The 24,522-nt window shown below is 65.5% G+C and carries 23 protein-coding genes; 9 read left to right on the top strand and 14 right to left on the bottom strand.

What is annotated here, in order from left to right; translation table 11 throughout:
• Positions 1 to 586: 586 nt before the first annotated feature.
• Genes A37U_RS0105665 through A37U_RS0105655 form a run of 3 tightly spaced genes read left to right on the top strand, consistent with a single transcriptional unit; the run spans position 587 to position 3,968 of the window.
• The gene (locus tag A37U_RS0105665) at positions 587 to 2,194 is read left to right on the top strand and encodes a gamma-glutamyltransferase (RefSeq protein WP_240437486.1); all 1,608 of its coding nucleotides are present in this window, start codon (positions 587 to 589) and stop codon (positions 2,192 to 2,194) included.
• Positions 2,152 to 3,474, top strand: coding sequence for a metal-dependent hydrolase family protein (locus tag A37U_RS0105660; protein WP_240437485.1), 1,323 nt, complete (start codon positions 2,152 to 2,154; stop codon positions 3,472 to 3,474). Before A37U_RS0105665 ends, A37U_RS0105660 begins: the two co-directional genes overlap by 43 nt.
• Entirely contained in the window at positions 3,471 to 3,968 is a 498-nt protein-coding gene (locus tag A37U_RS0105655) for an ester cyclase (RefSeq protein ID WP_338054980.1), read from the top strand. The genes A37U_RS0105660 and A37U_RS0105655 overlap by 4 nt, the downstream gene beginning before the upstream one ends.
• Before the next feature lie 188 nt (positions 3,969 to 4,156).
• On the opposite strand, the gene A37U_RS0105650 is transcribed toward A37U_RS0105655, so the two are convergent.
• From A37U_RS0105650 to A37U_RS42380, 5 genes are read right to left on the bottom strand one after another with little or no spacing between them, the layout of a single operon-like run.
• On the bottom strand, positions 4,157 to 5,542 hold the full coding sequence (locus A37U_RS0105650; protein WP_020495646.1) for an FAD-binding oxidoreductase: 1,386 nt from the start codon (positions 5,540 to 5,542) through the stop codon (positions 4,157 to 4,159).
• A gap of 5 nt (positions 5,543 to 5,547) precedes the next feature.
• Positions 5,548 to 6,525 carry a PDR/VanB family oxidoreductase gene (locus tag A37U_RS0105645; RefSeq protein ID WP_020495645.1) on the bottom strand — a complete coding sequence of 326 codons (978 nt, stop codon included), beginning with the start codon at positions 6,523 to 6,525 and terminating at the stop codon, positions 5,548 to 5,550.
• Positions 6,526 to 6,546: 21 nt separating this feature from the next.
• Positions 6,547 to 7,035: a hypothetical protein gene (locus A37U_RS0105640; RefSeq protein WP_020495644.1), complete on the bottom strand. Its 489-nt coding sequence runs from the start codon at positions 7,033 to 7,035 to the stop codon at positions 6,547 to 6,549.
• Positions 7,032 to 8,081, bottom strand: coding sequence for an aromatic ring-hydroxylating oxygenase subunit alpha (locus A37U_RS0105635; RefSeq protein ID WP_020495643.1), 1,050 nt, complete (start codon positions 8,079 to 8,081; stop codon positions 7,032 to 7,034). The genes A37U_RS0105640 and A37U_RS0105635 overlap by 4 nt, the downstream gene beginning before the upstream one ends.
• Positions 8,082 to 8,085: 4 nt before the next feature.
• Positions 8,086 to 9,087 carry a pyridoxal phosphate-dependent aminotransferase gene (locus tag A37U_RS42380; protein ID WP_020495642.1) on the bottom strand — a complete coding sequence of 334 codons (1,002 nt, stop codon included), beginning with the start codon at positions 9,085 to 9,087 and terminating at the stop codon, positions 8,086 to 8,088.
• 251 nt (positions 9,088 to 9,338) lie between these two features.
• On the opposite strand from A37U_RS42380, the gene A37U_RS0105625 reads away from it, so the two are divergent.
• Complete coding sequence (locus A37U_RS0105625; RefSeq protein WP_020495641.1) at positions 9,339 to 10,664, top strand: MFS transporter; 1,326 nt, start codon at positions 9,339 to 9,341, stop codon at positions 10,662 to 10,664.
• Here A37U_RS0105625 and A37U_RS42375 read toward each other — a convergent pair.
• Positions 10,653 to 11,471: an IclR family transcriptional regulator gene (locus A37U_RS42375; RefSeq protein ID WP_020495640.1), complete on the bottom strand. Its 819-nt coding sequence runs from the start codon at positions 11,469 to 11,471 to the stop codon at positions 10,653 to 10,655. The genes A37U_RS0105625 and A37U_RS42375 overlap by 12 nt on opposite strands.
• Positions 11,472 to 11,976: 505 nt before the next feature.
• Here A37U_RS42375 and A37U_RS0105615 point away from each other — a divergent pair.
• Positions 11,977 to 12,264, top strand: coding sequence for a transposase (locus tag A37U_RS0105615; RefSeq protein ID WP_020495639.1), 288 nt, complete (start codon positions 11,977 to 11,979; stop codon positions 12,262 to 12,264).
• A gap of 40 nt (positions 12,265 to 12,304) precedes the next feature.
• The gene (locus A37U_RS42370; RefSeq protein WP_020495638.1) at positions 12,305 to 13,156 is read left to right on the top strand and encodes an IS3 family transposase; all 852 of its coding nucleotides are present in this window, start codon (positions 12,305 to 12,307) and stop codon (positions 13,154 to 13,156) included.
• Between the two features lie 89 nt (positions 13,157 to 13,245).
• Here the strand turns inward: A37U_RS42370 and A37U_RS0105605 are convergent, their stop codons facing one another.
• The 6 genes from A37U_RS0105605 to A37U_RS0105580 form a co-directional block, all read right to left on the bottom strand.
• On the bottom strand, positions 13,246 to 14,292 hold the full coding sequence (locus A37U_RS0105605) for a TerC/Alx family metal homeostasis membrane protein (RefSeq protein ID WP_020495637.1): 1,047 nt from the start codon (positions 14,290 to 14,292) through the stop codon (positions 13,246 to 13,248).
• A gap of 36 nt (positions 14,293 to 14,328) precedes the next feature.
• Complete coding sequence (locus A37U_RS42365) at positions 14,329 to 14,712, bottom strand: Rieske (2Fe-2S) protein (protein ID WP_020495636.1); 384 nt, start codon at positions 14,710 to 14,712, stop codon at positions 14,329 to 14,331.
• An 8-nt stretch (positions 14,713 to 14,720) separates the two neighbouring features.
• The gene (locus tag A37U_RS0105595; protein ID WP_020495635.1) at positions 14,721 to 15,947 is read right to left on the bottom strand and encodes an NAD(P)/FAD-dependent oxidoreductase; all 1,227 of its coding nucleotides are present in this window, start codon (positions 15,945 to 15,947) and stop codon (positions 14,721 to 14,723) included.
• Positions 15,928 to 16,287, bottom strand: coding sequence for a Rieske (2Fe-2S) protein (locus A37U_RS49350; protein WP_240437484.1), 360 nt, complete (start codon positions 16,285 to 16,287; stop codon positions 15,928 to 15,930). Before A37U_RS49350 ends, A37U_RS0105595 begins: the two co-directional genes overlap by 20 nt.
• A 62-nt stretch (positions 16,288 to 16,349) precedes the next feature.
• A complete protein-coding gene (locus tag A37U_RS0105585) occupies positions 16,350 to 17,084 on the bottom strand; it encodes an iron-containing redox enzyme family protein (RefSeq protein WP_020495633.1) in 735 nt (244 codons plus the stop codon).
• 181 nt (positions 17,085 to 17,265) lie between these two features.
• The gene (locus A37U_RS0105580; protein WP_020495632.1) at positions 17,266 to 18,879 is read right to left on the bottom strand and encodes a hypothetical protein; all 1,614 of its coding nucleotides are present in this window, start codon (positions 18,877 to 18,879) and stop codon (positions 17,266 to 17,268) included.
• Positions 18,880 to 19,092: 213 nt separating this feature from the next.
• Here A37U_RS0105580 and A37U_RS50870 point away from each other — a divergent pair, with 213 nt between their 5' ends.
• From A37U_RS50870 to A37U_RS42360, 3 genes are read left to right on the top strand one after another with little or no spacing between them, the layout of a single operon-like run.
• Positions 19,093 to 20,709 carry a gamma-glutamyltransferase family protein gene (locus tag A37U_RS50870; protein WP_040586478.1) on the top strand — a complete coding sequence of 539 codons (1,617 nt, stop codon included), beginning with the start codon at positions 19,093 to 19,095 and terminating at the stop codon, positions 20,707 to 20,709.
• Entirely contained in the window at positions 20,615 to 21,148 is a 534-nt protein-coding gene (locus A37U_RS0105570; RefSeq protein ID WP_240437483.1) for a RidA family protein, read from the top strand. The genes A37U_RS50870 and A37U_RS0105570 overlap by 95 nt, the downstream gene beginning before the upstream one ends.
• Position 21,149: 1 nt before the next feature.
• Complete coding sequence (locus tag A37U_RS42360; protein ID WP_020495629.1) at positions 21,150 to 22,544, top strand: MFS transporter; 1,395 nt, start codon at positions 21,150 to 21,152, stop codon at positions 22,542 to 22,544.
• Positions 22,545 to 22,563: 19 nt separating this feature from the next.
• Here A37U_RS42360 and A37U_RS0105560 read toward each other — a convergent pair whose 3' ends face one another.
• Together A37U_RS0105560 and A37U_RS0105555 are read right to left on the bottom strand one after the other, a co-directional pair.
• On the bottom strand, positions 22,564 to 23,016 hold the full coding sequence (locus A37U_RS0105560) for a GlcG/HbpS family heme-binding protein (protein WP_020495628.1): 453 nt from the start codon (positions 23,014 to 23,016) through the stop codon (positions 22,564 to 22,566).
• Positions 23,016 to 24,470, bottom strand: coding sequence for an aldehyde dehydrogenase family protein (locus A37U_RS0105555; RefSeq protein WP_205622853.1), 1,455 nt, complete (start codon positions 24,468 to 24,470; stop codon positions 23,016 to 23,018). Before A37U_RS0105555 ends, A37U_RS0105560 begins: the two co-directional genes overlap by 1 nt.
• Positions 24,471 to 24,522 lie beyond the last annotated feature (52 nt).

Genomic DNA, 24,522 nt, shown 5'->3' with positions numbered 1-24,522 from the left:
GGGCGGTGTGGTTGGTTCCGTCGCTGAGGTCGGTCGGTCGGGGCCTGTGGGCTGCTGTCGAGCATGCTTGCCGATAGCCTGTTGGCCGTGTCGCGAGTACCCGCGCCGGTTGCGTCAGAGCGTGCGGATGGCGACCGGAGCTGGTGACCATTTCGGCGACGTTTCTCGACAATGCGGGCGATGTCGTTCGCATTGCGGCACAATTGCGTGTGCACCGGCCACGTTGTATCTCCGGTTGAATCGGCTCGGAAGTCCACGGCTACGAGCTGAGCCGGGAGGGCCGGCTGTTGCGACACTTGAGCGTGAATCCGCGCAGTCTGGCAGCTGCCTACTCCAGCGACACCGCTCCGGCCACCGCGGCGTCGGTCAACGATGTTCCGCGAGGATCAAGGTTGCGACCGGTCAACCGTCCACGACAGCTGTCGCGTGTCGATGGTTGTAGTCGCGACAGCTGCTCACTGTGCGGGATGGTCTGCGGGCTGGAAGCTGGACTGCGATCGGCCGCGAACGGACCGGAAGAAGGCAGCTCATGAGTAGTGACCGAGCCAGGATCGGGCCGAAACGGCCTGTGGCGGGGAAACGGGCGGTGGCATCAAGCCAGCATCCGATCGTCACCGACACGATGCTTGACACGCTGCGCGCGGGTGGTTCGGCGGTGGACGCGGCCATCGCGGGGTGTCTGGTGCAGGCGGTGGTCCAGCAGGATATGACCAACCATGCCGGTACAGTCTCTGCGCTGGTGCACGATGCGGCCACCGGGGAGATTCTTGAGCTCAACAGTATGGGCACTCTCGTGCCTGGGCTGGCGCCGTTTGCACCGGTCCCGGCAGGCAAAGGGCTCTACACGGCCGCGCAGGCCTTGCCGGGCATCCCCGGTATGCCGCGGGCCGTGATCCCGGGCTTCATGCCCGGGATGCAAGCGTTGTTCGAGCGATTCGCCACGCTACCGTGGGCACGACTGTGTGAGTCTGCGGTGCGGTGGGCCGAGGAAGGGCACGTCGTCACGTCGTTCGAACACTGGGTGATGGCACAAACCGTGGACTTCTTCCTCTATACCGAGTCCGGTCGCCGACACTTCGCCCCCGCTGGCCATTTGCCGCAGGTCGGCGATCAGTGGGCTTCCCCGGACCTGGCCGAGACCATGCGCCGTCTGGCCGAAGAGGGCCCAGACTATTTCTTGACTGGCCGATGGGCACAGGAGTTCGTGCAGCGCGGCAATGACCTCGGCTGGAAGGTCAGGCTGGAGCATCTGACCGCGATCCCGCCGCGCTGGGCGTCCGGACACCGTTGGGAACACAACGGCCATACCGTCGTGCAGCAGTCCGCGCCCGAGCGCCAAGGCATCTTTTGCCAGATCGTGCTCGGTATCCTCGACGAACTCGACATCACTTCGGTCGGGCACTGGTCGCAGAATGCGGAAGCGCTCTACTATCTGGCGCACGCGTTGCGACGGGCTACGCTGGAGACGGGGCTGGTCAACGACCCTACGGTGTTCGGTGACACCACCGCTGTGTTGACCTCGATGCCGCTGATCAAAGGATTCGCCGACATCCTGCGTACCGCCAAAACGAAAATCGACCTCACTGAACACGTCAGATTGACTCGCGGCTTCCCGGCCATGGCCTCATCCGGCGCGTCGAAGCAGCCGGCGGGCAGTTGTGAGCTGACCGTGATCGACGGACACGGCAATTGGGTACAGATGATGAACACGTTGCAAAGTGGCGGTATCCCGGGTGAGGTGGTGGGCGGAGTGCCCATGGTCGGTAGCCACGCCATGAACAGTCTCGCCTCGCCTATCGAAGGCTGGGTCACCGGCGGGGGCCGGATGCGCTCGATCCTGTCCAACACCATGATTTTACGGGACGGGACGCCGTGGCTGTCGCTCGGCTCGCCGGGCAATGTGCACTGCACGGTACCGCAGGTGCTGTCGAACATCCTCGATTTCGGCATGGCCCCCTACGACGCGGATGATGCGCCCCGATGTCTGCCCTACGAAGACGACCACACCATCTCGGTCGAGTCCCGCGTCGGGCCGGAGGTGACCGCGGGCTTGGCGAGGCTGGGTGTGCTGGCCAACCCGTTACCCGCCTACGACTACCACATGGGCACTTACCAGATGGGGTGGCGGGCCGAGGATGGCACGCTCAGCGCGTGTACCGGGCCCCGCCGCGAGGGCCTCGCCGACGGCTTCTAACTCGGCCCAGCAGTGAATTCTCGTTGTCGAAGAACGAAGGAACGAGCGTGTCGATGTGGCTGGTGGGTGCGACCGTTATCGACGGGACCGGAGCGGATCCCGTTACCGGACAAGCGGTGCTCATCGAGGAGGGAAGGATCGCCCGGGTCGGCGGAGCCCCACCCGTCGGCGCCGAGGTGATCGACTGCTCGGGCGGGTTGACCCTCATGCCCGGTTTGATCGATGCCCACGTGCACCTGGGCTGGTCCAGCGACACCCGCGCCATCAACCAATACGAGCTGTCGGTCGCCGAGCTCGCCGCGGATATCTTCGCCAACTGCACCCAGACCCTGCACGGGGGATTCACCACGGTGCGCGACACCGGCGGTATCGACGGCGGGCTGGCCGGCGTCGTGGCCAACGGCAAGATTCCAGGCCCGCGGATCCTGCAATGCGGGCCGATTCAATGCCAGACCGGCGGGCACGGCCACCTGGCCGCTGACTGGGAACCCACACACCTGTGGGACGGACACGGCATCCCCGGGCTGCGGCACATGGCGTTGCTGTCCGATAGCCCGGACCAGATGCGGGCCAACGTGCGGGAGGCATTCCGCCGCGGTGCGCAATTCATCAAACTGTGCGTGACCGGCGGCGTGGTGTCCTTCCACGACCAGCTCTCCGACACGCAGTTCACCGTGGAAGAAATCCGGACGGCCGTCCATGAGGCCGCGGCCCGGGGCACCTACGTGACCGTGCACGCGCACAACAACACCGGCCTGCGTAACGCGATCGAGGGCGGCGTGCGCTGCGTAGAACACGGCACCGCGATCGACGACGAGATGGCCGCGCTCATGGCCGACCGCGACATCGCCCACGTGCCCACCCTCGCCGTGGTACGCGACGTGCTCGACGACGCGACCCGACTCGGTCTCCCCGCCGAGATCGCGGCACGTGCCACCGGTGCCTGGCAAGGCCAGATCGATGCGATCCACGCATCCAGGAGGGCCGGTGTCCGGCTCGGGCTGGGCTCCGATCTCATCGGCCCCGGCCAAGACCACCGCGGCACCGAACTCGTGTTGCGCTCGCAGGTCGAATCACCGATGGCCGCGCTCGTGTCGGCCACCGCCACCAACGCCGACATCCTCGGCATCGGCGATCAGGTCGGCACGATCGAGGCAGGCAAGCGCGCCGACCTCGTCGCCTTCGCCGGCGACCCACTTGCCGACCCGAGCCTGTTCGCCGACCGCGACGCCGTGGTCCTGGTCATCCAACGCGGCCGGATCGTCAAAGACCAGCGCTGACCTATCCCGACGCGCAATCAGTACAAGCCAGATACCTGGTTCTGCGGCATGATCTGCTTCGGGCCCCATCCCGGAACCGTGCCCGAGATGCCCGTATCAAGCCGGGGGCGAGACAACGCCGAAAGCTCGATTGGACGAATCGGCCCAACGCTGTGTACCACGGCCCCAACGGCCGCGAGCTTTACGGCACCGGCGACATTCAACACGACATCCTCGCCATGCTGGCCATGCTTCCCGACGCCCGGATGTATGTCGACGAGGTCTACTGGAACAGCACCGCAGAAGAGCAGACCAAGGTCGCAGTGCGCTGGACCCTGATCGGCACCAACACCGGACCCAGCCGCTACGGCTCTCCGACCGGTCGCCGTGTCCGCGTCCTCGGCATCTCCCATCAGCATCTCACCGCCGGACGCGTGGTTGAGGAATGGTCCGTGTACTCCGAATTCAACCTCCTCAAACAGCTTTATCTCCCGCACCGCAACGAAAACGCGTGAACGCATCGGCCCCACCGGCACGCCTCGCGGGGTCGGTGCTGGTTGAATGAGCCGAAATGAGTGGCACAAGCTGCGGCTGGTTGGGGCTTGTCGACCAGAGGCGCTCGTCGCGGGCCGTGATGGCACGCGTACCTGCGTCGAGGACCGCATCGGCGATCTTGGACGGCGTTTCTCGTGTACTGCGGGATTCAATATGCCTTGCCGGGGTTCATGATCCCTCTGGGATCCAGTGCGGTCTTGATCGCCTGCTGTAGCTGGAGGATGTCGCAGCCCAGTTCGTGTTCGAGCCAGGGGCGTTTGAGCGCGCCGACGCCGTGTTCACCGGTGAGCGTGCCGCCAAAGTCCAGTGCTGTCTGGAAGGTTTCGTCCGCGGCGCACCAGACCGCCGCGGGTGCGTTGCCGTCCGGTTCGGCCTCGAAGACGAAGGTGGGGTGCAGGTTGCCGTCTCCAGCATGGGCGACCGTGAGGATGGTGACGCTATGTTCGGTGCCGATCCGTTCGATGGCTTCGATCATCTCCGGCAAGCGTGATCTGGGGACGCCGATGTCCTCGACAAGGCAGTGTCCGAGCCGTTCGGCTGCCGGATAGGCCAGCCTGCGCATCTCGAGCAGTTGTGCCGCTTCGCTTGCGTCGCTGGAGGTCGCGGCGAAATCGGCGTCGGCTGCGGTATAGGCGGACTCTACATCGCGCGCCACTCGCGCGGCGTCCGGAGAATCGAGTTGGGCGATGAGCATGGCTTCGGTCTGTGGCTCCAGCCCGATGTGCTTCCAGTCGTCGATGGCCTGCAACGTGTTGCGGTCGATCAGTTCGAGCAGGCTGGGTTCGATTCCCTGCCGGACGATGGCCGCCACGGCCTCGGCGGCGGCGCGCAGCGAGGGGAAGCTGCCGACGATCGTCACCGGGTCGGCGCGTGGTCGCGGTCGCAGTGTGACCGTGGCGCTGGTGATGATTCCCAGGCTGCCCTCTGAGCCGACGAACAGGCCGGTCAGGTCCAGACCGGCGACGCCCTTGACGGTACGGCGCCCGGTGTGGATCGTCCGCCCGTCGGCAAGCACGGCTTCGAGTCCGAGTACCGAGTCACGGGTGACGCCGTACTTTACGCAGCCCAGTCCTCCGGCGTTGGTGGCGAGGTTGCCGCCGATGGTGGAGATCTCGAAGCTGGACGGGTCGGGTGAGTACATCAGTCCGTGTGCGGCGGCGGCGCGTTTGAGATCGGCGTTGATGACGCCTGCCTCGACGACGGCGTACATGTCATCGGGTTCGAGTTCGCGGATGGCGGTCATCTGTGCGGTGGAGACGATCAGGCACCCGTCGGTGGCTGTGGCTCCGCCTGCCAGACCGGTCCCGGCGCCACGCGGCACCACGGGGACGCCGTGTTCGCCCGCCCAGGCCAGGGCGGTGGCCACATCCTCGGTACGTTCGGCGAGCAGCACCCCGCATGGGCGGCCCGGTGCGACGAGGTGTGCGTGATCGCGGCGGTAGGCATCGGTCACGTCGTGATCGGTGAGCAATCGACTGGTGGTCAGGCGCGCGGCAAGATCTTCGAGTCGTCCGGTCGCTTTGTCGTCTCGCATACCCGTCACAGCTCCAGCACCAGCCGGGAGCACCGTGCGCGTCCAACGCAGATCATCATCGTGTCGTTGGCCGCCCGCTCCTGCTCGGTCAGCAGGCTGTCGCGGTGTTCCGGTATGCCCTCGATCACCTTGGTCTCGCAGGTGCCGCAGATGCCTTCCCGGCAGGAGCTGATGTGCTCGATGCCGTTGGCCTCCATGGCTTCGAGCACGCTCATGCTCGCGGGTACCGTGATGGTGGTGCCGCTGGCCCGTAGCTCGACCTCGAATGCTCGTTCCGCGGCCGGGTCGATGGGTTTGCGGGTTTCGGCGGTGAACCGCTCGATGTGCAGCGCACCGTCCGGCCATGCCGTGCACCGCTGTTCGATGGCGGCGAGCAGTGGTGCCGGGCCGCATCCGTACACGAGGGTGTCTTTGCGAGGCTGCGCTAATTCCGCGTCGAGATCCAGCAGGCCGTACTCGTCTTCGGGGCGGACCCGGACCGCGTCGCCGTAGCGTGTCAGCTCGTCGAGGAAGGCCATGGTGGACCGGGACCGGCCGCCGTACAGCAGGGACCAGGAAGCCCCGCGCATCCGGGCTTGCTCGATCATGGACAGCAGTGGGGTGATGCCGATTCCGCCCGCGATGAACAGGTAGCGCGGCGCCGCCGCGAGCGCGAAGTTGTTGCGCGGACCGCGAACTTCGACGAGATCGCCAGGACGCATGGTGTTGTGGATCGCGGCCGAACCGCCGGAGCTGGCCGGTTCGCGCAGTACTGAGATGCGCCAGGTGCTGCGGTCAGCGGGACTGTTGTTGAGCGAGTACTGGCGGATGTGCGTGCTCGCGCCGGTACCGGGGACGGTGAGGTCGATATGCGCGCCCGGCTGCCATTCGGGTAGCTCGCCTCTTTCTGGGCGGCACAGGTGCAGGGAGAGGACGCTCTCGGACTCCCAGGTCATCCGGATGATGCGCAGGCGAAGTGGTTGTTCGTCGTGTGTGGTCGGCATGGCGGGTCGGCTCCGGACTGGTCAGGGAACCCAGCTGATGGGTTGCGTGGCGGCGGATCGGATGCGGACCAGACACAGTGAGGTCGGTCGCTGTTCGGCACGTTCGATAGCGAGCACGAGCGGGTCGTCTCCTTCGAGCACGATGGCATCGAAGGTGTCGAGGACATGTCGGCCTTCGAGGCGGGCACTGCCTTGGCCGACGACCAGTACGGTGAGTTCGTGCGGATCCCGGTTGATCTGGCTGGGTTCCCCGGCGATCAGCATCTCAGTCTTCGCGGTGACCCGGTTCGGATCACTATCGAGTCGCAGTTCGCATACGGTGCCGCCGTGCTCGCCGAAGCTGACGGTATGGCGTTCGATGGCCGGTTTCGGTTCGGTTCGTGCCGCGTGCGCTGGGATCAAGCACAGGTCCCACTGCCACTGCTCCCGGCCGGGCGTGTCCGGCGAGGCGGCGATCTCCCAGCCGTCCTCGCGGTAGCGGTGCGCGTCGCTGCGCAGCAGCAGCCTCACGAGGCTCTCCCCGCGGAGCGCCGGGGCGGCGCGGGCGTTTCCGCCTCGGCGCCTTCCGCGGCGAGAAGTTTGGCCATCAGTCTGCGTGCCTTGGCCACGCCCGCGTCCTGGCCGATGAGCACATCCGGTACCGATGAAGGGCGCTGGCCCATTCGTTGCTGCTGCAGTTCGAGGGCGTCGGCGTCCTCGTCGAGCACCTCACCGAGGTTGGTGCGCAACAATTGGTTGACATCCTCGTCGCCGACGTCGAAGTTCCGGCAGAACGCGTAGAAGTACCAGCTGGTGGTCTCGGTTTGCGGGGTGATTGCGTTGAGGACCTCGAGCAGGTGCCCGTCCTCTCGCCTGCCGCCAGGCTCGACCACACCGGCATGGATGACGTGCAGGCTCGGTATCTGGAACTCGGTAGTGTGCCAACGGTCCACACGCGTCAACCCGGTCGCCTTCTCGAATAACGGAGACGGGTGACAGTCCGGCATCCACCGGTCGACGCTGATCACCGTGCCGTCGACCTCGACAGTGACCCCGTTGACGTAGACGGCTTCATCCCCGATCGAAGAGGTGTGCAGGAAACCCTCATGGGTCAGGTCGAGGAGGTTGTCGTGCACCAACTCGGCGCTGGATTGGAACAGCCGCGTGTGCGTCACTCTGTCCCACCCCGGATCGGTCATCCAGTGCGTGTCCGGAACAGGGCTAGTCGTCGCCTTCTCAGGCTCGCCCATCCAGACCCACACCCACTGGTGCGACTCGGCAACCGGGTAGCTGTGCACGACGGCCCGCGGCGGGATTCGGTCCTGTGCGGGCACTTTCACGCAGACACCCGCGCAGTCGTACTCGAACCCGTGATAGCCGCACTGGATGTTGTCGCCGATGACCTGACCGGCCGAGAGCGGGTAGGCACGGTGCGCGCACCGGTCGAGCAGTGCGACCGCCGTACCGTCCTGTTTGCGGTAGAGCACGATCGGTGTGTCGAGCACCGTGCGGTGCATCGGCTCACGAGTCAGCTCCCCGGACCACGCGATGACATACCAGGCGTTGCGGATGTACATGCCGTTACTCCTTTGTCTCCGAGTTCCACGCGGACGAGCGCACCGGCGTGTCCGTGGTCAGTGCCCGTTCGAGCATCTCCAGTCCCGCTCGAGAGGGGACGCTGATCCGCACGGTCCCGGGCAGCCCGAGCCCGGTTCCAGGACGCACGGCGATACCGTGCGCGCGCAACCGTGCGACCAGCGCGTCCTCATCGGGTGTCACCGCCAGGGCGAAGTTGGCCTGCGACGGCACCACGGTGTAACCGGCATCGGTCAACAGCGCGGTGAGCCTGGCACGGTTGCTTCTGGTGAACTCGCGAGCATGCCGCAGATGCTCCTGGTCGCGGAGACCGGCCAATCCGGCCGCCTGGGCGAGCGCGCCGACCGAGAACGGGGCACGGATCCGGCGCAGCGTGGCGACCAGATCCGGCGGGCCGACCAGATAGCCGACCCGCATGCCCGCGAGCCCGTAGGCTTTCGAGAAGGTCCGCAACACCACGACTGATCCCTCGGCCACGAGGGGGATCGCGGTCATGGCGACGGGATCGTCGGCGAAATCGATGTAGGCCTCGTCGACGACGACCAGACCCGCCTTCGCGGTCGCGGCGAACCGTTCGATATCCGCACGGCTGTGCGTCGTGCCGGTCGGGTTGTGTGGATTGCACACGTGCGCGAGCTCCGCTGGCACTCCGGCCATCGCGTCGAGATCGTGTGCCCAATCCCGCAACGGGACCCTGGTGACCTCCGCACCGGCGGCAAGCCCGCAGATCTCGTCCATCCGGTACGGGGGGTCGGCACAGACAACGGTTCCCCCGTGCGCCGCGTACGCCCAGCTGAGCAGATAGATCAGCTCGTCCGAGCCGTTACCGACGAGGATGGCTTCCGGGGGCACGCCGTGATGCCACGCCAGTTCATCGCGCAGTTCGTCGGCGAGCGGGTCCGGATACCGGTGCACCGCCCCCGCCGCTACCGCCAGAGCATCCAGGACCGCAGGGCTGGCTCCGAGCGCGGATTCATTGGCGGCCATCGAACCCGCTCCATCCGGGGCGGGTGCACCAGGGCGGTACGGCTCGATTCTGCTCAACCAGCGGCGGGGGGCGACGTTCATGCCTCAACCGTCGCCGAGCAGGGTAGCTGGGCGCCAGTTCTCACCGGCGACTGCTGTCCCATATGTGAGACAACAGTCGGCGCCAGGACCTACCGGTAGGGCCACCGCGGCGTGCCTACTGGTAGCGACCACGGCACAGGGTTGTGGCATGGCTCGGTGGAGATGCAGCGATGAACGTGGATTCACCCGCGGATCCGAAAAGAACCTCTGTCAGCGAACACGGGAGCCCCGTGTCCCGGCGGGCCGTCGTACTGGCCAGCGTGACCGGGACGGTCATCGAGTGGTACGACTTCATGCTCTATGCCACGGCGTCCGCGCTGGTGCTCGGCCCGGCATTCTTTCCGGGAGGAAGCGCGGTCGCCGGGACGCTCGCGGCGTTCGCCACCTACGCCGTCGGCTTCTTCTTCCGTCCGGTAGGGGCCGTGGTGTGCGGGCATTTCGGCGACCGCATCGGCCGCAAAGCGATGCTCGTGTTCACCCTCGTGCTCATGGGCGTTTCGACCGTGCTCGTCGGCGTACTGCCGACCTATTCAAGTATCGGTGTCACCGCACCGATTCTGCTCATCGTGCTGCGTTGCCTCCAGGGGTTCGCCGCAGGTGGCGAATGGGGTGGAGCCGCGCTGCTCAACGTGGAGCACGCGCCACCGGGCAAGCGCGGCCGGTACGGCGGGCTGATCGGGGCCGGGATCGCGGTGGGCATCCTGCTCTCCAGCGCGGTGTTCAGCGCCGTGTCCGGTGGCTTCGGCGAAGCCGAGTTCACCGCTTGGGGCTGGCGGATCCCGTTCCTGGTCAGCGCGGTACTTGTCGCCTTCGGACTGGTGATCCGGATGCGGGTCAGCGAGTCGCCCGCCTTCGAACAGGTCAAGCAGAGCGGACAACAGGCCCGCATCCCGCTGCTCGAAGTGTTGCGGAACAACCCGAGACAGCTGTTGCTTTCCATCGGTACCTACATCGGCGTGCACACCTCGATCTGGATCGTATACACCTTCATGCTCACCTACGGATCGCTCAACGGCGTCGGGGAATCCGTCATGCTGGGCGCGGTCACGGTCGCTTCGATCGTCGAACTGGTCGGCGACCCCTTCTTCGGTGGCCTTTCCGACAAATACGGCAGGCGAACCGTGATGCTCGGCGGCGCGATATTCACCATTCTGTTCGTATTCCCCATGTTCTGGCTCGTAGACAGTGGCACCTCGGTGCTGGTGTACCTCGCGCTCGCGGTGGCGCTGATCGGTATCAGTGCCCAGTACGGTCCCGCTGCGGCGTATTTCTCCGAGCAGTTCGGCGCCCGAACCAGGTACAGCGGCGCTTCGCTCGGTTACCAGGCCTCGGCGACCATCGGCGGTGGCACGGCACCACTGATCGCTACCGCCCTGTTCGCCGCCGCCGGCAACCGCCCGTGGGCGGTCGCTCTCTATGTCATCGTGCTGACCACGCTGACGATCGTGTGCGTCCGCCTTTCCCGGGAGACCGGGCACGATGAGCTACCGCGGTGACTGTTCCGTCGTTGGAGAGCCCGCGTCATAACCAGGCGGTGTCCCACGCAACCGACCGGTCAGGGTATTCGCCGCATTGCACACCGCGAGCGCGATGTCCGGCAAGTCTTGCTCGGCCCGTGATTCGGTGGCGAAACTGACTCCCACCGAAGCGATCGGCAAACGCCGGTGGTCGAAGACCGCGGCAGCGATGCAGCTGACTCCGACCGTGGTGCAGTCGCTTTCCACGCTGTAGCCACGTTGCTTGTCCTCCGCGAGCGTCTGTCGCAAATCGAACAGCCGCGTACTGCCGAACCCGGTCCGCTCGACAAAGGAGTCACTACTCGGGAACAGCGCCCGAACCTGGGAACGTGGCAGGAAGGTCAGAATCGCCCTGCCCACCGCGGTCAGCTGCGCCGGCAGCCGCACACCGACGTCGGTGATCAACGACGTGGACAGACCAGGCGCGGCGTGCTTGCACAGATACAGCACCTCATTGCCGTGCAGCACCGCAAGGTGCGAGGTCTCGCCAGCCTCCACTGTCAAGTTCGAAAGCACCGGCCTACCCAGTTGCTGAAGCGGTTTCGAGCTCAGATACGCCGAACCGACCTCGAAGGCGCCAACACCAAGGCCCCATGTCTTCTGCTCGGGAAAATACACGACGAAGTCGCGCTCGCGCATCGTGGCCAACATCGGATACAGACTGGACCGCGGAATCTCACACGCCTGCGCGATCGCCGCCGCAGGTTGTGGCCTCGCGCGTCCAGCAAGAAACAACAGCACCCGCAGCACGCGGTCGATCGATCGCCTCGCCGATTCTTCCGCCACAAGCCGTCAACTCCATAATATATCGATCACCGGGCGCAACCCAGCGCACCCATTCCGGCGGTAGCACCGATACTGTGCCGTCGTGCCCTTCGCGCAGCGGTGGCACTATACGACGACCCGAACCGCATCCACCAGGGTTTGCTTTACAGAAGGGTTCTGACAGACTCGAGGAAGGTGATCCAGCAACGCCGAGAAGCGTCAATCGGCGCCGTCACGGCTTCGAGGCGCCGATTCCGGTGGCGATCGAGATCCCATGAGGACTGTTGGTGGCGGCGTTGCGCGCGGCGGGTGTATGCGATCAATCCGCTGGCAGTGGTCCGGTATCGAAAACGGGCCCAGGCCAAGCCGAACCAGCCATCGTCGTATCTTCGCTGTCAACCTGGATCTCTTCCAACCGGAGCAACCGCTCCAGCACGGTCAAGACCACCCACCACCCACAAGATCATGGACAGTCCCAGGTGAGCTTCCCCTTGGATCGTGGAGGCATGCGCTATAGGGAGTAGTCATGTCGGAAACACGACGAAAGTTCGATCCGGAGTTCCGTGACGGCGTGGTGCGCCTGGTCCTGGACACTGGCAGGCCGGTGGCCGAGGTGGCCCGTGAGCTGGGTATCAACCCTGGCACGCTGGGCAACTGGGTCGCGAAGCAACGCGAGCACGGCAGCACCGATGGTGCCTCGGCTGATCCGGCTGCTGAGGTCAAGCGGTTGCGGGCTGAGCTGGCGTCGGTGCGGGCGGAGCGCGACTTGCTCAAGCGATCAGTGCTCGGGTGGGTAGAGGAGGCGACGAAATGAGCGTGGCCGGATTCATCGCCGACCAGAGGACCAATCACCGGTGCCACACACGATCACCTGCGCCCTGCTCGGGGTCAGCCTGTCCTGGTACTACAAATGGATCAGCCGTGCGCCCACGGCCCGGCAACAACGCCGAGAAGCGCTGGATGCCGCGGTTCGCGAGCGGTTCGAGGCGTCCGGCGGCACCTACGGGTCTCCATGCGTGCACGCGGATTTGCGTGAAGCTGACTGGCGGGTCAGCGTGAATACCGTGGCCGTTTCGATGCGTCGGCAGGAGCTGGTGGCTCGGAAGGTCAAGCGGTACAAGGGTTTGACCCGTCAAGATCGGTCTGCGCCGAAGGTTTCGGATTTGGTGCGCCGGGACTTCACCGCATCGGCTCCGAACCAGAAATGGTGCGGTGACATGACCCAGATCCCTACCGGTGAATGCCCGCTGTACCTGGCCACTGTCATCGACCTGTACTCACGACGACTGCTCGCCTGCTCGGTTTCCGAACATCCAGACGCGGCCTTGGCCGCTGATGCGATCAAAATCGCCGCCACGGTCCGCGGTGGCCGTGAACACATAGCGGGCGTGATCTTCCACACTGACCGCGGATCGGTCTACACTTCAACTCGATTCGCGTTGCTGTGTAAGGAAAAGCTCGATATCCGGCAGTCGATGGGCAGGGTCGGTTCCTGCTTCGATAACGCTGCGGCCGAATCGTTCTTCGCCACCCTCGAACACGAACTCCTTTCCCGGTACCGGTTCACGATCAGGAACGAGGCCAAGACCGTGATCACCACCTGGTGCCACCAGTTCTACAACAACAAGCGCCGCCACAGCAGCGCAGGATTGCTGGCACCGACCGAGTACGAGAAGACCACCCCTGACCAACCAGCAGCGGCCTAGAAACCCTCCACGATTTCAGGGGAACTCCAGTCTGATCAATTTTGATATATGTTTCATGCCCGGCTCTCTTGTTGTCAAACAATTGGTAACTATAGGTATTTGGACGCATCGACGGTAGGGGTTTCTCCGGAGGAATTTCCTGTGCCCGTCGATGCCGATCTCCATACCGGGTCGCGTCGATTTGCCAGGAAGCTGACAAGTGCGGTGATAGCAAGCACGCCCGTGATCACGGACAACGTCACCGGGGTGTCGGGTTCGGGAACATGGATTCTTTTGCCGCCGTTGAGGAATGGTAGCTCATTCTCATTCAGTGCGTGCAAAACCATCTTGACGCCGATGAATGCCAGTATCGCGGCGAGTCCGTAGGAGAGATATCGGAGCTTTTCGAGTATACGATGCAACAGAATGTAAAGGTGTCTCAACGCCATCAGTGCAAAGGCGTTAGCTGTGCATATCAGAAATGGCTCCCTGGTGATACCGAAGATCGCCGGAATGGAGTCGAACGCGAACAGCAGGTCGGTGATTCCGATGGCCACGATCACGATGAACATCGGTGTCAGCCACCGTCTGCCGGACAATCGCACGGTCAACCTTGCGCCGTGGAATTCCGCCGTCGTCGGATACAGGGAACGCAACAGTCGGACCGGTCTCGGTTCCGTCCATGCGCCTTGCGGTTCCTCGGTCCTTTGACGGAAGGTGTTGACGGAGGTGATGAACAGCAGAGCGGCGAACAGATAGGACAACCAGCTCAATGCGTTGATCGCGACGACGCCGATGACGATGAACAAGGCTCGCAACACGAGCGCGATGACGATCCCCAACAGAAGCGCCCGGTGCTGCTGGGCGGCAGGAACCTTGAAGGTCGACATGATGATCATGAAGACGAAGAGATTGTCCACCGAGAGCGAGTATTCGGTGAGGTAGCCACCGAAGAATTCGCCGCCGTACAGGGCACCGGCCGACAACCAGACCACGGCGCCGAACAGTGTTCCGAGCCCGATGTAGATGGCAAGCCAGCAGAGCGCGTTCCGTGCGGTGGACGGTGCACGGTGACGCGAACCGAACAGCAAGTCGGTGAGCACCACCAGCACCAGTCCCGCGATCGTGACGATCCAGAGCCAAATGGGTACGGACACAAAGTCCTCCTGATCCGGTCGAGACGGTGCTGGCGGTCAGGCTCCTCCGGTCGGTGGACTCAGCCGTCGCGAGCCGGACGCTCTGCGGTGTTTGGCTGCCTCGGCCAGTTCTTCATCGATGCCCACGAACACGTAGCCGTCCGTTTCTCGCACCGGGAATACGGCGATCGGTCGTGTCGCGGGCGGGTGCAGTGGTTCACCGGTCTCATAGTCGAACACGCTGCCATGGCAGGAACACAACAGGCCTTCATCGGTCACACGACCGCTGGAAAGCAGGCAGTCCAAATGCGTGCAGTAGTTCGACATCGCGTAGACTTCCCCTTCGGAACGCGAAAGTGCGATCTCGACTTCACCGGCGAAGAAGCGACGGACGACCCCTTCCGGTATCTGGCCAGACCTGGCGATCTGATGAAATTCCACGGATGCTCCTATACGGTAGCGCTGTCCAGCAGCTCGAAGAGATCGGTTTCCTCGTCGAGGATTGTCTGGCTCGATACCGGCGAACCGGCTGTGATGAGTTCCTTGACCGCGGGGATCTCGTCGCCACGCCCCACCGCGAACGCGGCTTCGAGTGTCCCGTCACGCAAATAGCAGGCAAGAAAATTCCGTTCGGCGATGCTGCCCCGGACAACCAGCTGCGCGTCCGGATGCGGGCACGCCACGAATTGCAGGCCGAATCCGTATTGATCGGACCAGAACCATGGAGCCCGGTCGACGGCACGGCCAGGTTTGCCGATGAGCGCCCGAGCCACGGCAGTGCCCTGCTGGACGGCGTTGTCGAAGTGTTCGAACCGCATGTGCCGATCACCGGACGGATACGCCGCGACATCTCCTCCGGCAAAGATGCCGGGCATCGCGGTTCGGCAATTCTCGTCGATGACGATGCCGCCGGCCGGAGCGAGAGCGAGTCCTGATTCGAGCGCGACCGAGTCGTTCGGCTCGGCCCCGACCGCCACCACGATGAGATCCGCTTCGAATACATCGTCCTCGGTCCGTACCACTACGCCACCCGTGGTGGACTCGACCGTGCTGATCCGCTGGGCGCAACGCAGGTCGACACCGAACTCGCGGTGCAAATCGGCATACCATCGGGCCAGCGACGGGCCGAGTTGGCCGAGCATCGGCAGCCGCAAGGCTTCCAAGACCGTTACCGCGAGGCCTTCCGCCCTGGCCGAGGATGCCACCTCGGAGCCGATGAGGCCGCCCCCGATGATCACGAGGCGTTCCGCGGAGGCGAACAACTCGCGGAGCCGCTCGGCATCATCGAGCGTACGCAGGTAGACCACTCGTTCCTCGTCAAAACCGGCCAGACGGCGAGGACGGGCTCCGGTGGCCAGCAGCACGGCATCGCCGGGAACGGACGCCCCGTCTTCGAGCCGTACCCTTCCAGGTTCGACCGACACGGCCCGGGTTCCACGCAGCAGCTCGACATCATGAGCCAGGCACCAGGGTTCATCGAGACAGGTGAGCTCCGCTGTGGTGCTCTCACCTCGCAGGAATTCTTTGGACAGCGGTGGCCGTTGGTACGGCGCGTGCGGCTCGTCCGCGAGCACGGTCACCCTGCCTTCGAAACCGCGGCGGCGCAGGGTGCGCACAGCGCTCGCCGTCGCTTGACCTCCGCCGACCGCGACGAAACTACGGGGCAGCTCGGACATCGGTTCTCCTTTCGCCACGCGGTCGAACCCCCACGTGTATGACCCCATCGATCACGCGAACCTCGTGGACTGGCTGACATTCGTCACGATCTTCTGCTTGACCGGTCTCCGGATCGAATTTCCACTGATGGCCCGGGCAGATGACATGGCCCTGCCAAACCGCCCCCGCGGACAGGGAACGGCCCTTGTGCACACATACATCATCGAAAGCGAAAACTCGTTCACCGATCAGGAAAATCGCCACCGCCCGGTCTCCGACATCGATCCGGATCTTCTTCCGGCGACTGAGTTCGGCGAGTGTGATCGTGGCGATCCATGCATCAGTCCGTGTACCGCTCACCTTCGGACCTCCGGTCGGGCCGCGGGGGCCCGAACGAACCCCCGCGGCGACGGAAACTGGCTTCACAACGTGGGCGCCACGTAGGTCTCGTAGAGTTCCTTCGTGTAGGCGAATCGCATTTCAGCGCCCCACCTGACCATCTGCAAGCACCGCTGTTGCAGTTCGGGTGTGTCGGCGTGGTTGAGCACGATTTGGTAGCCACGCTCCCCGTGCACTTCATCGGAGGTTATGTGTAGATCGAAGAACTCGATCTCGTCTTCGCTGAACCGATAGGTCTCCCGCAGCGGCACGATTTGCTTTTTGTAGATGCTCGGCACCTGTGATTCGAGTCCGACGACGAGAGCGGCGGTGGCCACGACGAAATGCTCGCGCATGGAGATCGCATAGCACCACGCCTGCAAACCGCGAGTCACCGCGTTCATGTTCTCCGGATCCTCGATCCGCTCCCGTGAGGTTCCGCATGCTTCGCCGAACCGGATCAGCAAATCGGTGTGCCGGATGTCGGCGAGTTCTTCCTCGTACATGTTCTGCAGCAGGAAGTCTTTGGCGTCGGTGTAGTGGTCGGGGGTGTTGCCGTAGATGTAGCCGAGATAATCGGCGAACGGACCGACGTAGTGGTAATGGTTCTCGGCCCAGCGCGCGAAGTGCTGCCGCTCCAGTTTGCCCTCGGCCCAGGCCGTGCTGAACGAGGCGTTCTTCGCTTCGCGTCCTTTGATCGCATCCTGCAACGCGGCGCGAAAATCATCGTGGGACAGCAAACCGTTTGCCGCCGTCGAGTTGTCAATCGTCAGGGTCATGGCGAACCCTCCTGAAGCATCGAATGATTCATGGACGAAACCGGGATACCGACCGGCTCGCGGCCGGAACCCGATACACAAAACGCTAGTCCGTACGCCGTCGGAGGGCTCTGGTCAATCAGCACAGCGGAGCGGGAGTTCTTGCAACACCCGGCACACCAGTGTGCGGGACCGCACCGCACTACAACAACAGAGCAGCCACGAGCGTGGACAGCACCAGCCCGGCGATCACCGGCAGGAAACACTTGCGGACCAGTTCGGTGACCGGCACACGGGTGACACCGGCGACGACCAGCAGGGAAGACCAGGCGATCAGCAGGCCGCCGCCAGTCCACACCGAACCCATCTGTCCGACCGCGGCGAGCGTCTCCGGCCTGATGCCGACACCGGGCCCGAGCGCTCCGGCGAGCGAGCCGGTCAGCGGCAGCCCGGAGAAGCCGGATCCTTCGAGTCCACACGCCATCCCGACGATGAGCACGCCGAAGCAGACGACCACCGGATTGTGCGGTATGAACCGTTCGGCCGCGGTGACCAGATCGACGAGCAGCCCGGGCGCGCGCTGGCCGCTCGGGTAACCGAGGATCTTACCGGCGAAATCGGCGTTGCCGAGGAAGAAGAAGCCGGCGATCGGCAGCACGGCGCCCATCGCACGGAAGGCGAAGACCAGGCCATCGGTGATGTGCCCGGCCACGGAACCCAGTGCGTTCTTCGGCCCGTCGAGGGCGAGCACGGCGACAATGGTCAGCACCGCCGCGATCCCGCCGACGAGTTTCGCCGCCGATCCATCGCCGACCGGCGGGACGAGAGTGGTGAATTTTCCGAGGGCCATGTAGATGATCATCAGCAGGAATACCAGCGGAACACCGACCGCGAAGATTCGGGACAATCGCAGCACTCTCGGCTTCTCCATCGGCACGTCCTCGAGCGCGATCGCTGTATCCTGCCGTAGCGTGCCGCCGGTTTGCCCGCTGGCACGCGCACCAGCCCGCACAGCGCCGGCACCAACGGCAATCGGCTGAGCGGCGTTGGGCTCGGTCGGCACTGGCTCCTCGGCGTGCCGTCTGCGCAAGGCGAACAGCGGGCGCCGCATCAGCCGCCACCGCGTTCCGTACTGTGTGGACGCCCCGTTTTCCCACCGTTTCAGGTGCTCATCGGACGGTTCGGCCATCCGGCCGCGCAGCAGCAGCGCGGTGATGACCAAAGCGGTCACTCCGGTGACCAGCGAGAGCACCAGCGCCACATCGGCGACAGCGGATCCGGAGACCCCGGCGGCAGTCGCCGAGAAACCCGGAGCCACCTGCATGATGTAGTCGCTGGAAAGCGCCATGCCCTGTCCTGCTATGGCGATGACCATCCCCGCGCCCAGTGCTGGCAAGCCAGCCCGGATCGCGGCGGGAACCAGGATCGCTCCGATCAACGGCACCGCGGGCGTCGGCCAGAAGAATAGGCTGATGCCGTATCCGGCGACGGCCAGCACGAGAAAAGCCGACCAGCCGCCGCGCATGATCTTCTGGAACGGCGTCACCATGCGCTGATCGGCTTTCATCGCGCGCAATGCTCCGAGTAGCGCGGTGACCATGGCGATGATCAGGAAAATGTTGAACAGTTCGGACGCTGCGGTCAGGCTTGCCCCGAAGATCGACTCGATGCCCTTGATCGGGTCGCTGGTCATCGCCCATGCGGTCGCCAGCGTTGCGATCAGTGCGGGGACGACGACATTCATCCGTGCGATGGTGACGCCGATGATCAGAACAACCCCGGCCAGATAGATCCAGTGCGCGGCAGTCAGCCCCATTGCTGGCTCCTTCTCGCCTGTCTCGGCGATGATTGTGGTGGTGTTCGGGCACGGTGCTTGCCACGGTCGCCTGATCGCTACGACAACTGTGCACACCGGCCAGGTACGGGATTGTGCACAGTGGTGAATCAAGCCGAATGCACAGACCACGCCCGGAACGCATGTGCATTTCGCACCTACAACGACAAGCGCGTTCCATGGCACGGTTCGCGAATGACCAGCACGGCAACGACATCCGGGTTTCCGGAACCTCACCGAGCCCCAGGGCTCGGCACCGAAGGCATGGTAGCGGCCAGCCATCCAGCTGTCAGCCTCGCGGGCATCAGCGCCCTGGAAAGCGGTGGCACCGCCGTGGACGCCGCGCTCGCCATGGCGGCCGTCGCCTGGCTCGCGCTTCCTGGCCAATGCGGCATCGGTGGTGACGCGTTCGCGCTGCTGCACGAGCCGGACGGCACGGTCACCGCGTTCAGCGGCAGTGGCTACGGTCCGGATGGTGGTACGCCGGAACGGTACGCGCGGCTGCGCCACCTTCCGCGCTACGGCGCGCTTTCGGTCACCGTTCCGGGTGCCATCGCCGCACTGACCGCACTGCACGAGGCCGGAGCAACGCGTGCGCTGACCGATCTCTGGGAACCGGCGGCCGCGCTTGCCGCGCGCGGACTGCCGTGCACGCAACGAACCGCGGACGATATCCACTGCCACGCAACGAGATTGGCGGCGGATCCACAGTTAGTCACCGGCCTGTTACCGGGCGGGACCAGCCCAGTGCTCGGCACAAGACTGACCCAGCCGGCACTTGCCGAATCGATCAGGCAGCTCGCCGCCGCCCCTGCTTCGCTCTACACCGGCGTGCTCGCCGAACGGGCGGTCGAGTACCTCGCCGGACTCGGTGCCCCGTTCTCCGGCGCGGAATGGTCCGCGACCGGCACCGTACTGCCCGAACAACCGCTGACCCGCGAGTACCGGGGCCACTTCGTCTACCAGACCCCGATCCCGACACCTGGATGGATGGTCCTCGATCAACTCTCCGTCTGTGAGGGAGAACTCGGCGCGGCCGCGCTTTCCGCCCACGAGGTGCACTGGCTGGCCGGGGCGGCCCGGATCGCCTTCGCCGACCGGTACGCGCGGGCTGGAAGCGAAAACCGCGGTTGGTTACACGGTGGGCAACCCAGCGCGATCAAGGCTGCCCGCACGCGCATCCGCGACCGCGCCCTGCCCGGACCAGCCGGTGCACGACCGGACGGGGACACCACGTCGATGGTCGCCGTGGACCGCGAGGGCCGTGCGGTGAGCCTGATCCAATCGCTCGCGTTCACCTTCGGTGCCGGGATCGCTATCCCCGGTACCGGAATCGTGTTGAACAACCGGCTCGCGCGCGGTGCCTACTTGATCCCCGGCCATCCCAACCAAGTGCGGCCACGGCGCAAACCCTTGCACACGCTCAACACCTGGTTGGTCACCGACGAACACGGACGGCTGCGCCACGTGGGCAACACCCCGGGCGGCGACGGCCAGGTCCAGTGGAACGCGCAGCTGCTTTCCCACCTGATCGACCACGAAGCCGGCCCACAAACCGCCGTGGACGCCCCTCGGTTCTCGGTGTTCCCCGGCAGCGATGCCGAAGACCTCGGCGCGCCGCCACAGCTGCGCGCCGAGGACCGGCTGGGCGCCGCAGTGTTCACCAGCCTGCACGCTGACGGGCACACGATCGTGCCCGTCGGGGACTGGGGCGCCGGTGGCAGCGCCCAAGTCATCACCATCGACCACGCGCTCGGTTGCTTCCTCGGCGGATCCGATTCCCGACAGGAGGGGGTGGCACTCGGTGTCTGACCCCCTCGCGCCGGTTAAGCCGGACCAATTTCCACAGCCACAGGGCCGGTATCTCGGCGCAGTATCGGCTGCCGGCCTGGTGCACAGTGCCGGGATGACACCGCGCCGCGCGGGACGGCTGGTCGTGCGTGGCGTCGTCGGCGAGGAGGTCACCCTCGATATGGCGGCCTGGGCAGCCGGTCTGGCGGCCGGAAATGCGTTACTCGCGGTCAGCGAGACGGCGGGTGGGCTGGACCGGATCCAACGGTGCGCCCGGATGGTGGTGTACATCCGTTGCGCGCCAGGGTTCACCGAACTGTCGGCGGTCGCTGACGGTGCCTCGGCAGTCCTGGCCGCGCGGCTCGGCGAATCGGCGCTGCCTGCCCGCGCGGCCGTCGGCGTGTGCGCGCTGCCCGGTGGTTCTCCGGTCGAAGTCGAACTCACCGCGGTCGTGCGCTGAGATGGCCGTGGATCCGGAGAACGATCAGTACGCGGCGGCGTTCGGGGGCCATCTCGGTGCGGGTGCTGGTCGCCCGCTCATCGCGGCGCTCATGCTGGGAACTTTCGCGAGCACCATCGCGAACACGCTGGTCAACGTGCCGCTGGCAGCGATCACCGAGTCCCTGAGCGAACCGCTGACCAGCGGCACGCTGGTGGTGGTCGCCTTCAATCTCAGCTGTGCGGTCGGCCTGCCGTTCGCCGGATGGCTCGGCGACCGGCTGGGCAGACGGCGGGTCTTCCTGATCGCCATGGCGGGTGTGAGCGTCGGTGCACTCGGCGCCGCCGTGGCCCCGAACCTGGCGCTCTTGATCACGTTCCGCTTGGTGCAGGGCTGTTCCGGAGCGTTGGTGCTGCCGACCGTGCTCGCGCTGCTCACCTCGGCCGCGGGGCCGGGCAGGCGCGGACAGGCGGTTTCCTGGTGGGCAGCTGCCAACGGGGCGGGTCAGGCAGCCGGTCCGACAATCGGCGGGCTGCTGGCCGATGAACTCGGGTGGCGTTCGGTGTTCCTCGTGATCATGCCTTTCGCGCTGACGGCCCTGCTCGGCGGGCTGCGCTGGATTCCGCGGACGCCGTCGCGGGTCGTCCGTCTCGAGGCAGCCGGTGCCACGACCCTTGCGGCCGGGGTGGCGTTGGTTCTGGCCGGTGCTTCCGCTGTGTCCGCTACCGGGCTCACCCGCGTGTTCGGGATCGGTGCACTCGGGCTGGCAGTCGCGCTCCTGGTGGTTTTCCTCGCACTCGAGCGGCGGTCCACGCAGCCTTTCGTATCGCCTCGACTTCTCGCCGATCCGCGGTTCCTCCGTTCTGCCTCTGCGGCGATGTGCCAGATGTTCTGTCTGACCGCGACACTGCTGACCGTTCCGCTCTACCTGACCGCCGACAGCTGGGACGCCCGTGCGGCCGGGCTACTGATCGTCCCGCTCCCGCTGGCCATGACCGTATTCGCTCCGGTGGCCGGGCTGCTCACCGAACGGTGGAGCCCACGCCGTGCGCTGCGCACCGGACTGGTCGCGCTCGGGCTCGCCGAACTCGCCCTGGCCGGCGTACTCCTTACCGATGCTGTGGGCCCGGTACTGGTCACCGTCGCTGCTTGCGTCGGCGCTGGGATGGCACTGACCCAGACCCCGGCCGCGGCAGGGGCGACTCGGTCAACGCAGGAATTCGACTCCGGCACCGGCCTCGGGGTATTCAATATGCTGCGCTTCGTCGGCGCGGCACTCGGCGGGACCGTCGTCGCGCTCATACTCGGCGATCATCCAAGCCGGGCTTGGGAATTCTCTGCCATGGCCGGTGTCTGTGCCGCAACGGCGCTGCTGGCCGTGCTGTCGACCTTCGTCGGCCGGGTCGTCCCGCGCTGAAACAACCCGGCCGCAGGGCTCAGGTCGTCATGGTACCGGCGACGTGCTGTTCGAACGCGGTGAGCGCAGCGGCACCGACCGCCTTGTCCTGCTCCCCGTTGCCACCGCTCACGCCAACCGCACCAATGATCTGGTCGCCGTACACAATCGGGAAACCACCCACGAACACCGTGAACTTTCCCGGATGCATGTGCTGTATCCCGAAAGCCTCATTGCCCGGCAATGCCGGCCCGTTCGGCGGCTCGTTGAACAAATGGGTCGGGCGTTGATGCCCGGCAGCAGTGAACGCCTTCGCGATGGCGATGTCCACACCGGTCAGCCGCGCACCCGTCATCCGGTGCAGCGCGATCGGATGGGCACCATCGTCGGCCACACAGATCGTCTGTTTGACACCGATCCGCTTCGCCTCCGCCTCGCCGGCCGCCAGGATGATCGTGGCGTCTTCGAGGTCCAGCCGGTGAATGGTCTGCATCAGTTGCCTCCATGGTTGAGATAGACGGTCTTGGTTTCAGTGACGAAATCGATGGCCTGGCGTCCGCCTTCCGGGAATGCACCGCCAGCGGACGCGTTCCACCCGCCGAACGGCGGGGCGACACCATTACCGGTGGTCGGGGAGTTCACTTTCACCAGTCCGCACCGGGCTGCGGCAGCGAAACGGTGTGCCACCGAAAGATCGACGGTGTGCACTCCCGCGACCAGTCCATGCGTGGAGGCATTGATGACCGCCAAGGCCTCCTCGACGTCGCGCACAGGCAGCACCGAACAGAACGGACCGAAAACCTCATCGGTGACCAACGGATGCCCCTCAGGAACGTCGGTGAACAAGGTTGGCGTGATCCAGTACCCATCGGGGTCGTTGCCATCGGCCGACTGCGCTTGCGCGGCGGGCCTCGCACCAGCCGCGACAGCCGACTCCCGCAACCTGCTCAACCGCGCGAACTGAGCGGCGGTAGCCACCGGCCCACTGGTGACCCCGTCCTGAGTACCTTGGCCGACCCGAAGCCGGCGTACCTCGGCGGCCAACAGGTCGGTGAACTCGGTGACCACCGGTTCCGCGACCAGGACGCGGTCCGTCGAAGTACACGCCTGCCCGGTCAGCCCGAATGCTCCGGCCGCGACAGCCTTGGCGGCCGCGGCCAGGTCGGCGTCGGCTCCGACCACGGCAGCGTTGCGGCCGCCGAGCTCGAGCTGGAGACGGACCCTGTCGCTACTGCGCGTACGGATCACCGCACCCGTAGCGTCCGAGCCCGTGAAACTGACCGCGCGAACACGTTCGTCCTGCAACAGAGCGTCCATGGCGGCGTTGTCCTGGCCTTGCACAACCGGTAGCACCCCTTCGGGGGTCCCGGCGTCCCTGGCGAGCTCGGCGAGTAATGCCCCTGTCGCGGCGGTGATCGGGGACGGCTTGAACACCACGGCGTTGCCGACGGCCAACGCCGGGGCTATCTTACGTGCCGCGAGCGAGACCGGGAAGTTCCACGGCGTGATCGCGGCGACCACACCGAGCGGGGTGCGCAGGGTGTAGGCGAAGGTGTCCTGGGTCTCGGCTGGGTACGTGGTTCCCTCAACGAGGTAGGCCAGTTGAGCTGCGAGCCGGAACTGCTCGACCGACTTCGCGACCTCGCCGCGCGCCGCCCCGATCGGCTTTCCCTCCTCGGCGGTGATCAACGAGGCAATCTGCTCACCACGCTGTTCCAGTCGGTCAGCGATCCCGTCGAGGACACTCGCCCGGCGCAGTGGCGGTGCCGCCGCCCACTCCGGGGCCGCCGCCTCAGCGGCATCGATCGCAGCACGTACCTCGCCGGGGCCGGCGGGGTGAAAGGTATGGACGATCCGATCCGGTGAGGCCGGATCGACGGACACTTCCATCGCGGGCGGGCCCGATCCCGGGGATCCGGTCCCCTCGGCTGATGGTGCGGAATGCACGAAGAACCTCCGACGAATTGTGGACAGTGACGGCTCTTCAGCATTGTCTGGG

The sequence above is a fragment of the Sciscionella marina DSM 45152 genome, from assembly GCF_000379465.1.
GTDB lineage: Bacteria > Actinomycetota > Actinomycetes > Mycobacteriales > Pseudonocardiaceae > Sciscionella > Sciscionella marina.
The sequence above is the reverse complement of the archived record's forward strand: the minus strand, read 5'-3'. Positions and strand labels throughout refer to the sequence as shown.

Bases quoted from the DNA above. Each gene is read 5' to 3' on its own strand.
- A37U_RS0105650 (WP_020495646.1), bottom strand. From the start codon at position 5,542: ATGCGAGACGACAAAGCGACCGGACGACTCGAAGATCTTGCCGCGCGC.
- A37U_RS0105645 (WP_020495645.1), bottom strand. From the start codon at position 6,525: ATGCCGACCACACACGACGAACAACCACTTCGCCTGCGCATCATCCGG.
- A37U_RS0105635 (WP_020495643.1), bottom strand. From the start codon at position 8,081: ATGTACATCCGCAACGCCTGGTATGTCATCGCGTGGTCCGGGGAGCTG.
- A37U_RS42380 (WP_020495642.1), bottom strand. From the start codon at position 9,087: ATGGCCGCCAATGAATCCGCGCTCGGAGCCAGCCCTGCGGTCCTGGAT.
- A37U_RS0105625 (WP_020495641.1), top strand. From the start codon at position 9,339: ATGAACGTGGATTCACCCGCGGATCCGAAAAGAACCTCTGTCAGCGAA.
- A37U_RS0105615 (WP_020495639.1), top strand. From the start codon at position 11,977: ATGTCGGAAACACGACGAAAGTTCGATCCGGAGTTCCGTGACGGCGTG.
- A37U_RS0105595 (WP_020495635.1), bottom strand. From the start codon at position 15,947: ATGTCCGAGCTGCCCCGTAGTTTCGTCGCGGTCGGCGGAGGTCAAGCG.
- A37U_RS0105585 (WP_020495633.1), bottom strand. From the start codon at position 17,084: ATGACCCTGACGATTGACAACTCGACGGCGGCAAACGGTTTGCTGTCC.
- A37U_RS0105580 (WP_020495632.1), bottom strand. From the start codon at position 18,879: ATGGGGCTGACTGCCGCGCACTGGATCTATCTGGCCGGGGTTGTTCTG.
- A37U_RS50870 (WP_040586478.1), top strand. From the start codon at position 19,093: ATGACCAGCACGGCAACGACATCCGGGTTTCCGGAACCTCACCGAGCC.
- A37U_RS42360 (WP_020495629.1), top strand. From the start codon at position 21,150: ATGGCCGTGGATCCGGAGAACGATCAGTACGCGGCGGCGTTCGGGGGC.
- A37U_RS0105560 (WP_020495628.1), bottom strand. From the start codon at position 23,016: ATGCAGACCATTCACCGGCTGGACCTCGAAGACGCCACGATCATCCTG.